Source organism: Phyllobacterium ifriqiyense, assembly GCF_030817885.1.
GTDB lineage: Bacteria > Pseudomonadota > Alphaproteobacteria > Rhizobiales > Rhizobiaceae > Phyllobacterium > Phyllobacterium ifriqiyense.
On record NZ_JAUSZT010000002.1, the window covers coordinates 1,181,061 to 1,190,009 of the forward strand.

Here is an 8,949-nt window from a genome sequence, read left to right on the forward strand (position 1 = left end):
CGTCGACCTTAGTCCGTTTTAAAGGTGGCGAGGCGCGCTTGATAATCTGTATGTGACCGCATCAACCGGCCCAATGTTCGCCATCGACTACGGAGTCCGAGTGATCAGCAGGCTCACGTTGGTGGCTATATGTTGTCGTGGTCGCACCTTCGTACATTAGTCCCATTTGCAACATCCTCGCGGGTGAAACGCTCGAGAATTCTCGGCTCCACGCGTTTGCGACGATCTCGATTTATTTGTTCGAGAAAGTTCGAGGGCCTAACTACATGTCCCAAGAAAGGTCGGTAGTCATTTGGCTTTCGAGCCTGCGGCCGCATTGGGTTCAGCAGCCGTAAAGAGCCGCGATACAATCCCTGAACCACCGCTGTGCAGGATGTACATCGTTGCGCCGATGCCAGGACAAGCTGAACTGGACAGGGTCCAGTTGGATTGGAGGCTGCAAGATCATCAATTGTTCTGCATATTGCGACGCATCGACCACGCCGCTCATGAGGGTCGCAATCAGATCCGAGCTCGCGACCAGCAGCGGCGCCGCATACATATGAGGCAAGGTGAGGGCAAGATGCCGCTTGAGGCCGCGTTGCGCAAGTTCCGCATCCACGCGTCCAAAACGATCATTTTCCGGTGAGACCAGGAGATGCGACAGTTCAAGGAACCTGTTGAGATCTAAAGGTCTTTCAGTTGCCGGATGATTTTTCCTAACGATGCACACGAACCGTTCCACAAAGAGCGGTCTTGTCAGGATGCGGCCTGAAGACGTCGGGGGGACCCCAATCGTTAAATCTACTTCGCCAGCATCGAGCATTGAAATCGCATCGTCGCGCGCGGTGAAGTTGCGAATTCGCAGCGTTATGCCGGATGCCTGCTCTCGTAAGGTCTGGAGAAGCCTCGGAAGAACGACGAAAGTCGGATGATCCGAAAGACCGAGGGAAAATGTTGCGGACGATGTCGATGCATCGAATGCCTGGGTGAACTCCAGCGTCCGCTGTATCTCCTGCAGGGCGTGAGACAAAGGCTCGGAGAGATCAAGAGCCCGAGGTGTCGGCTGAAGTCCGTTCGGTCCGCGCACGAAAAGCTCGTCATTCAACAGGCCGCGCAGTCGGGAGAGCGCTGCACTCATTGCCGGCTGAGTCCTGCCGATCCGCGTTCCGGCGCGGGTCACGCTGCGTTCTGCCATGAGCGCATCGAAGGCGACAAGTAGGTTGAGATCAATCCCGTGTAAATCCATAGTATGGATATAATCACATACCATCAATCGATTTCAAGCATACAATTGGACGCGATAATCTTTGGGGTCGCTGCATTCCAAGATAGGAACCCTAATGACAAACAATGTTAATGAACCAAAAGTTTCAGGTCTTACGCCTGAAGAACGACACGCACTTGAAACGCTGTACGAAGCTTTTCATGGCAATCCCGATCTGTTGGACGAGGCTGTCGTCCCTGATTGGCAGGACATACCACTTTCGCCACATCAGCAACCTGGCCGCGATGGCATGAAGCCGCTGATCCGCGAGTTCAATGCCGCCTTCCCGGATTTGAAGATCACCCTTTTGGAAATGATCGGCACGCCGGGAAAAGCCGCTGTACGAGCGCTGATATCGGGCACGCATACTGGCTCCTGGTTCGGCATTGCTCCGACTGGCAAGTCGTTCCAGATGGCCATTCACGAATTCCACTATATCGCGGACGGAAAGGTGACGCACACCTGGCACCTTGAAGACTGGTTCGGCTGGCTGTTTCAGGTGGGCGTCTGGCCGGTGAATACCGGGGAGGCGGCGTGATGAAGGCCCTTCGAATTCGCGGATACAATGCGGCGCCTGTCATCGAAGATGTAGATATTCCCGAGATCGGACCGAGCGAGGTACTGGTTCGGGTCACCGCCACCAGTCTCAACCCTCTCGACGTCAAGATGCAGCTTGGCTACATGGACGCGTTCTTTCCCGTGAGTTTTCCGTACATTCTAGGTACGGACCTTGCTGGAACCATCGAACGAACCGGATCTCGGGCGACCCACTGGCGCTCGGGTGACGAGGTCATCGCTCGGGTCGACCCGGGCAGCGGGGGCGCGCTTGCTGAATTCGTCATTGTACCGTCGGACTATCTTGTCAGGGCGCCGTCTTCTATTTCGCTGACTGATGCCGCTGGTCTTGCCACCGGTGCTGGCACCGCTTGGCAAGCATTGCATGAGATGGCAGACCTGCGACCGGGTCAGACCGTGCTTGTTCATGCTGGCGCCGGCGGCGTCGGCAGTTTCGCCATCCAACTCGCCCGTTCGGCAGGAGCCCGGGTTATTGCAACAGCATCAGGCGCAGGCCTCGATATGGTCCGACGGCTCGGCGCTGATCAAGTCATCGACTATCGCAATGAAAACTTTGCAGAAAAAGTGTCAGACGTCGACGTCGTCCTCGACCCGATTGGCGGCGAGACCCAGCAGGCATCCTACGGTGTCCTTCGAACAGGCGGCCGGCTGCTCGCAACCGCTTCGCCTCCGGACGGGGCTCTCGCAAAAGCGCATAACGTGACGGCAACCTTTGTCTTCCACTCCTCCGATGCTAGCCGCCTCGCCAAGATTGTCAAAAGGGTCGATGAGGGGGCGCTGAAAATCCTCGTGGACAGCCAGGTCCCATTGGCGGGTGCAGTCAAAGCATTCGAACACCAGGGATCGGGGCGCGCGAAAGGTAAGATCATCGTCTCGATATGACGGTCCGGTCGGCAGCATCAGTGTTGCCGGCCTCATCAACTTCGAAACTTTGGGTTTACAGCTGGCGAAATGCCTCTTTTAGACTTGGTGCCAACGTTTGACGCGTTTGTCTGCTTGTTGCGCGCTCGACGGTGGAACGCCGGAGATCGAATTCAGAAGATGATCGCGCCACGCGTACCAGCTCAACGACGGCGCAGCCGCCGTCGTGCTCGCGAGCGAGGCGTCGGTTCGCCAGCATAATTTGCGGCCGTTGGGCGCGACCTGTCGCCTATGGTCACGCCGGTGTCGATCCCGCTTTCATGGGGATCGGGCCGGCTTGGGCATCGCGGATATTGACGTGAGCAAGTCCAGCGAGGCCTATCGCACAGTGGTGCGCCGTCGCCCGCGAACTGCAGCTCGTTTCCGAACGAGTGAACCCAAACGGGAGCGGCATTTCACTCGGCCATCGACGCGACCGGTGTGCCGTTATAACGACCAGGTTGATGTACGAACTGCGGCATTCTGGCGGCCGTTAGGGCTGACGACGATGTGCATCGGTGGAGGGCAAGGAATCTATCTGGGAACGCATCTAAACGAGGCAAGCTTTTCGGCCCTGCTGTATATTTGGTCCAGCGCAAACAGCACTGCTATACGTTTTGCGCTGGTTTTCTCGGCCCAGGCAGAGAATCGACGTAGGTCTATCGCTGCTGGAAATTTGGACAGGCAGTGTCTCACGCGTGCTCCGTGCTCAATAAGCGAACGGCAAAGTAACGCGATGGTGTGGTCCCAAGCGCCTTTTTGAACATGACGATGAAGGCCGTCGTGGATTCGTACCCCAAATCGCCGGCTACCCGCTGGACTGTCGCACCGCCGGCAAGTTCCCGCAGCGCGATGACGAGATGTAGCTGACGCCGCCACCGGCCGAAACTCAATCCCGTCTCTTGGACCATAAGCCTCTTTAACGTTCGCTCACTGACGGCAACATGCTCAGCCCACTGACCGAGGGTCCGCCGATCTTTCGGGTCTGCCAAAAGAGTTGCAGCGATCAAGGCGATCTTTGGATGGTCAGATACGGGTAGCTCCAGCCTCTCCCGCGGCATCAGCGCCAGTTCATCGAGCATCACCCGCACGAGGCGATCGACATGAGCGTCACGCCCGGCATTCTTCGATAATTCCGCTACCTGGAGTATCATCTCCCGAAGCATCGGCGATACCGCAAGCGTGCAGCATTCAGCCGGAAGCATGGCCGCACCCGGCTCGACAAACAGATATGTCAGACGCGCATTGGACGTGACCTTATTGCTATGGAGAACTCCACCGGGTATCCAAACTCCGGAGTTTGGCGGAACGATCCAGACCCCGCTTTCCGCTCTGCAAGTGACCGCACCATGCAACGCCAGGACCAGTTGACCCTGCCGGTGCTGGTGCTGATGCCCCTCGGCTTCATAGTCGGCGAAGTCCATCCTGATCGCCATTGCCGGTCCCTGCAGGTGGCTCAGATCGATGGCGGTACTGCAGGGTGGCTTACTCGAAGGTTGGCCCATTTTCGAGATCATATGGCATTATCTCCACTTCTGCTTGCGACGCAATCCTTTAGGTTCACGGTTCAGCAACTCCAGGAGATTAGCCATGCGTATTGCCGTAGTTGGCGCGACCGGCAGGATCGGTGCCAAACTTACCGAAATCCTTTTAGCCAAAGGCCATTCAGTCAAAGCTCTCTCGAGAGGAGGGCCCGCCCTCGATGCACTCGTCGCGAAAGGAGCAGAGCCATATATTGGCAGCTTCGACACGGGTGCTGGTGAGCTTAACACATTTTTCGGAGACGCTGACGCTGCGTTCCTAATGGTCAAAACCATTTGGGGGTCGGAGGACTTCCATGGGCACTACCCTGCGGCAGCGCTTCGGTTTTTCGACGCACTTCGGGGCTCCCCTGTGAAATTTGCCGTGAGCCTGACCGGAATGGGATCCGATGTAAGCGGAAACACCGGCCATTTCCAGCCCTTCTATGTCCTGGATCAGATACTCAACCGACTACGAGACATCAATTTGGTGCATCTGCAGGGTGGCTGGTTCATGGAGAACCTGTTCGGGTGGATCGACTCGATCGCGCAGCACGATAGGATCGGTTGGTCGCTTGACCCCAACGTCAAAACTCCTTGGGTTGCCATTCAGGACATCGCGGATCTCGCAGCGAAAGAGTTCGACACGCCGACTGACCAGCACCGATCCGTAAAGCAACTGGGCATCGATTACACGATGACCGAGATCGCCGCGATTATCAGCCGGGCACTCGGTAAAGACGTGGACTATCGTTTCATCGATAGGAGCGATCGCGAGGTCGAGAAGATATTCCGGGAGAGATTCGGAACTCTCGGACGGTGGGTCTACGATAACGACACCTTGGCTGCTCTTAACGATGGGCGTATAACGTTTTACGAGGATCGTCCTGCGCTGCGCACGACAATTGAAGAATTCGTGAGGGATACCCTCAGGCCGCTGATCGAGAAGGCGCGGACGGATGGCGTCAAACCAGAAACCTTCCTAACGTGGAGCTCAAAAGGATAATTGCTAAGTTAGCGTAATCTACGTCAGAACCTCATATGGCAGCCACAAGCAACCCAATCTCCGAGCCCGGCTCGATCCATCCGCGCTTCGTGACCGCCGATCCCTGAAAGGTCATTGCTGCCGTCAGACGTGGGCACGAAGCGTTAGATGCGATCCACATGACATCGGCGCAGAGTATTCCGTGCTTTGCGTTTCGATGGCAACGCCACCGTTTCGCGTCACACGGTAGCTGCCCTTCGGGGGCGACCGGCTTCTGACCACGAGCGAGCGTGACCGCGCTGTGACTGAAAGTCCCGAAAGCGTCACCTGCATCGGATAGCCGGAATCGACGGATAAGGTGCCAGATTTTCCGGATGCGTTGCGAGCGAGGGAGTTAACAGGTCCAGCATCACGTCCGCGACATCTTCGATCTAAAATCACTGCGTCCGGAGTTGGCCACCATACATGCTTGAACGGTTTATATCCCGTTTTACGCAAGCGATGCATTGACGATTTGAAAGTTTGGCACAGTTATGAGAGCGCCCGGCGTCGATCCGGTGACAGCAACCCACGTGCGTCTGTCTGTCGCGATCCGGCTGAAACGGCTCAGTTTCAGAGCTGTAGCTGGCACCTGATTAAGTAAACTGCAAGCGCCTCTTCGCACTGAATGATTGTGCTTTGGACAATCGAAGTGCGCTCGCTAAATGAAAGCTGGCGATTAACCGTTACTTGGAACATGTGGTGTTGGTAGAGCTTCTACTGAATTCACATCACAGGTCGCTCGAACTCTACAAGTCCCCGTTGGAGTCATCGAAGGCTTGACGCGATCGTTCGATCGCTTGCCAATTTTCCCTAATCCATCCGGTGAAACCTTCAAGCGCTGGTAGCATCGTCTTCCCCATCAGCGTCAATTCGTACTCGACTCGTGGCGGGACCTCGCAAAAATAGTGTCGCAGAACCAAGCCGTCCCGTTGAAGATTTCGAAGGGTAACCGTCAGCATGCGCTGCGAGATCTCCGGAATCCCATTCTTGATTTCCGAAAACCGGAGCGGCGTTGTGGGTGTCATCGCGAGTATGGACATTATCAGGATGGTCCACTTGTCCCCAAGCCTCGCTAACACGCCGTGCGGCGCGCAGGGCACGAGGATAGGACCTTTGGCGGTGTTTTTATATGGTCGACCGTGGATGATCTTTTCCAATAGTTATCTCCGTGTGACCGACGAACATAAATGTGCCGTCTTGTGCACTGGTTATATCAGTGCCATTTCGTAAGTATCAATAGTTACGAAAAGGAACGTTAAATGAATCAGAACAAGACCGTCCTTGTGTTCGGTTCCACGGGGCAGCAAGGTGGAGCGGTCGCAAAGGCGCTGAGAACCAATGGATGGTCGGTAAGGGCATTTGTCCGCCAGCTCGGTGGAGCAAAGGCAAAGGCGCTTGAAGCCATCGGTGTTGGACTGCATCAAGGTACTTTCTCCGACTTTTCCTCGATCGAGAAAGCGATGTCCGGCGCCTACGGCGTCTTCAGCGTGCAACCGAGTTCGGGGCAAGGGGCCCATGGTATTTCGGACGAACAGGAACTTCGGTATGGGAAGGCCATCGCCGACATTGCCACAGCGCAAGGCGTTCAGCATCTCGTCTACACATCCGTTGCCGCCGCCGGGAAAGGCAAAACTGGCCTGGGACACTTTGACAGCAAGACGCAAATTGAAGACCACATCCGGAGGCTTGGCATTAACAGTACGATCGTGCGGCCGGTCACATTCATGGAAATGCTCTTGCTTCCAGGGATGGGCCTTGAGCAGGGGACGTTCAGATTCTTCATGCGACCGAACCAGAAAATGCAGTTCATCGCCGTCGATGACATCGGGAAGATCGTCGCGTCGGTTTTTGCATATCCCGAGCGGTTCTCTGGCCGAACCATTGAAATTGCGGGAGATGAGATCACCGGCAACGGACTACAGGAAGCATTCAGCCGCGCCGGGCGAAAAACGATCACTTACCAACGTTTCCCTGACAGTCTTCTCCAACAAAACGCATTGCTTGGCCGCCTTGCGGAGCTCGTTGACGATGGTAGGTGCGCGGGCGTGGCAGATATCAATGCTTTGCGAAGCGAGTTTGGCTGCCTGATGACCGTTGAGCAATGGCTTGCTGGCGCGGGTAAGCCGCTTCTTCGCGCAGCCCTACGGGCGCCAGCTGCAGCGGTGGCTCTTCGCTGAATTCAAGGCCGTGAGCATGCAAGCTCTTCCATATCGCCGTCCGTCGTGATCGCCGCCGAAGACCTTTCTGGTTCCGCTCGTTATATCGGACGCATCGTCATCGGGGCGCGGGATGAGTTTTTCGATTCGACAAGACATCGTTTAAACCATGGTTTTGCTCGGCGCCGCGCCTCTCAAACATCCGTCCAACGGCGGCAATTTGCCGACGGGCGGATTGCCGCCGCACTCAATTCACCGCCGGAATACGCGTTTCATTTGCCGGGCCCGTTGACGCACCACAACAAAAGGGAGCTCGGGCTCTCCCAAAGCCCATTCTGGCAATCTGCCTAACCCTCAGCCATCGAATTTCGGGAAAATGGGGCGCTACACGATCCAAGATCAGTGACTTGAACTAAACTTTACAACCGAGAGTTAGTTTCCTGATCTTGCGGGCAGGTGTATGACGCGGCTCTTTTCCGGGCCTTCTTTTGTTTCCGGCTGGAAACAGTGTTCTGAGCGTCCATAATGGCTTCTGAGAGACGCAACCGACACTGATTTAGTATCGGTTCTGGCCCCTGTTATGATGATGCAAAAACTTGATGAAGCGAAGGGCGCTATCGTCGAAGGGTGAAGGCTAAAGCTTCTTCCGTGGCTCCCTCCAGCTTTACTCACTTGCGCATCCTGAACTGATGATGGGGATCCGCGTCACGTTTGAAGGCGCTGGCGTGCCAGGCGATCAGCAGCGAAACCAGTCGGTATCCCAGCAGTTTTGGCCAATGCCAAGACGTTGTGCGTCGTCTCATGAATTGTCGCTACCCGAGCTAGCGCCTCTGGAAGATTGAACCTCGCCCCTTTAGGCGCCACCGACAATACGCCACCGGCGTTCACTATATAGTCCGGGCAATAGGTGATACCATAGCCGCTAAGGAGTTGATCCTGCGAAGCGTCACTCAGCTGATTGTTCGCGGCACCGGCGACTACTCTGGCGCGAATCTCTGGAATGGTCTTCTGATTAAGCGTTGCTCCGAGCGCGCACGGCGAATAAACGTCGGCATCGGACCGATGGATTTGTCCTGCAGCAACCGCCTTTGCGCCGTACTTTTGCTGGGTAACTTGCATTTTCTCGTCGTCGATATCATAGACGATCAAATCAGCACCTGCGTTCTGAAGTAGTTCGCAAAGTGCCATCCCCACCTTGCCCAATCCTTCCACCGCCACTGAGCAGCCACACATGTCCGAGATGCCGCGGAACTCCAGTCCGGCCCGAATTCCATGGAATACACCCCATGCCGTACACAGTGCTCCGTCGCCTGTCTCTTCCAATGGAAGGTTGCGAATGAACCGGGTCACAGTGCTCATCGAGCGAACATCAGCTGTGGAAATGCCCGCGTCTTCAGCGGTGGTGTAGAGGCCGCCTAGCCGCTCGATAAAGCCCGCGAACGCGACGAGACGTTCCGCACGAGTCCCAGTGTCGCAGTCATCTATGATAACAGCCTTAGCTCCGCCGTGGCTAAGTCCGCTCGC

General features: G+C 56.1%; 8 protein-coding genes. 4 read left to right on the forward strand and 4 right to left on the reverse strand.

Going from position 1 to position 8,949, the window contains the following annotated elements; all coding sequences use genetic code 11:
- Positions 1-322 precede the first annotated feature (322 nt).
- Positions 323-1,228, reverse strand: a complete 906-nt coding sequence (locus tag QFZ34_RS07290) for a LysR family transcriptional regulator (protein ID WP_307278802.1) — start codon at positions 1,226-1,228, stop codon at positions 323-325.
- Positions 1,229-1,322: 94 nt separating this feature from the next.
- Between QFZ34_RS07290 and QFZ34_RS07295 the strand changes: the two genes are divergently transcribed.
- A complete protein-coding gene (locus tag QFZ34_RS07295) occupies positions 1,323-1,784 on the forward strand; it encodes an ester cyclase (protein WP_307278804.1) in 462 nt (153 codons plus the stop codon).
- Complete coding sequence (locus QFZ34_RS07300; protein ID WP_307278807.1) at positions 1,784-2,704, forward strand: NADP-dependent oxidoreductase; 921 nt, start codon at positions 1,784-1,786, stop codon at positions 2,702-2,704. The genes QFZ34_RS07295 and QFZ34_RS07300 overlap by 1 nt, the downstream gene beginning before the upstream one ends.
- Before the next feature lie 710 nt (positions 2,705-3,414).
- Here the strand turns inward: QFZ34_RS07300 and QFZ34_RS07305 are convergent.
- Positions 3,415-4,239 (reverse strand): AraC family transcriptional regulator, encoded by an 825-nt coding sequence (locus QFZ34_RS07305; RefSeq protein ID WP_307278809.1) that lies wholly within the window; start codon positions 4,237-4,239, stop codon positions 3,415-3,417.
- A gap of 73 nt (positions 4,240-4,312) precedes the next feature.
- On the opposite strand from QFZ34_RS07305, the gene QFZ34_RS07310 reads away from it, so the two are divergent.
- Positions 4,313-5,248, forward strand: coding sequence for an NmrA family NAD(P)-binding protein (locus QFZ34_RS07310; protein WP_307278811.1), 936 nt, complete (start codon positions 4,313-4,315; stop codon positions 5,246-5,248).
- A 767-nt stretch (positions 5,249-6,015) separates the two neighbouring features.
- Here QFZ34_RS07310 and QFZ34_RS07315 read toward each other — a convergent pair.
- On the reverse strand, positions 6,016-6,426 hold the full coding sequence (locus QFZ34_RS07315; RefSeq protein ID WP_307278812.1) for a winged helix-turn-helix transcriptional regulator: 411 nt from the start codon (positions 6,424-6,426) through the stop codon (positions 6,016-6,018).
- A 102-nt stretch (positions 6,427-6,528) separates the two neighbouring features.
- Here QFZ34_RS07315 and QFZ34_RS07320 point away from each other — a divergent pair, with 102 nt between their 5' ends.
- Positions 6,529-7,446 carry an NmrA/HSCARG family protein gene (locus tag QFZ34_RS07320; RefSeq protein WP_307278815.1) on the forward strand — a complete coding sequence of 306 codons (918 nt, stop codon included), beginning with the start codon at positions 6,529-6,531 and terminating at the stop codon, positions 7,444-7,446.
- 684 nt (positions 7,447-8,130) lie between these two features.
- Here the strand turns inward: QFZ34_RS07320 and QFZ34_RS07325 are convergent.
- Positions 8,131-8,949 (reverse strand): Glu/Leu/Phe/Val dehydrogenase family protein (locus QFZ34_RS07325; RefSeq protein ID WP_307278817.1); only part of this gene is annotated, 819 nt, incomplete at its 5' end.

What these genes read in the sequence shown, in the direction of transcription:
- QFZ34_RS07305 (WP_307278809.1), bottom strand. Translation starts at nt 4,239, where the DNA reads ATGATCTCGAAAATGGGCCAACCTTCGAGTAAGCCACCCTGCAGTACC.
- QFZ34_RS07295 (WP_307278804.1), top strand. Translation starts at nt 1,323, where the DNA reads ATGACAAACAATGTTAATGAACCAAAAGTTTCAGGTCTTACGCCTGAA.
- QFZ34_RS07310 (WP_307278811.1), top strand. Translation starts at nt 4,313, where the DNA reads ATGCGTATTGCCGTAGTTGGCGCGACCGGCAGGATCGGTGCCAAACTT.
- QFZ34_RS07290 (WP_307278802.1), bottom strand. Translation starts at nt 1,228, where the DNA reads ATGGATTTACACGGGATTGATCTCAACCTACTTGTCGCCTTCGATGCG.
- QFZ34_RS07320 (WP_307278815.1), top strand. Translation starts at nt 6,529, where the DNA reads ATGAATCAGAACAAGACCGTCCTTGTGTTCGGTTCCACGGGGCAGCAA.
- QFZ34_RS07300 (WP_307278807.1), top strand. Translation starts at nt 1,784, where the DNA reads ATGAAGGCCCTTCGAATTCGCGGATACAATGCGGCGCCTGTCATCGAA.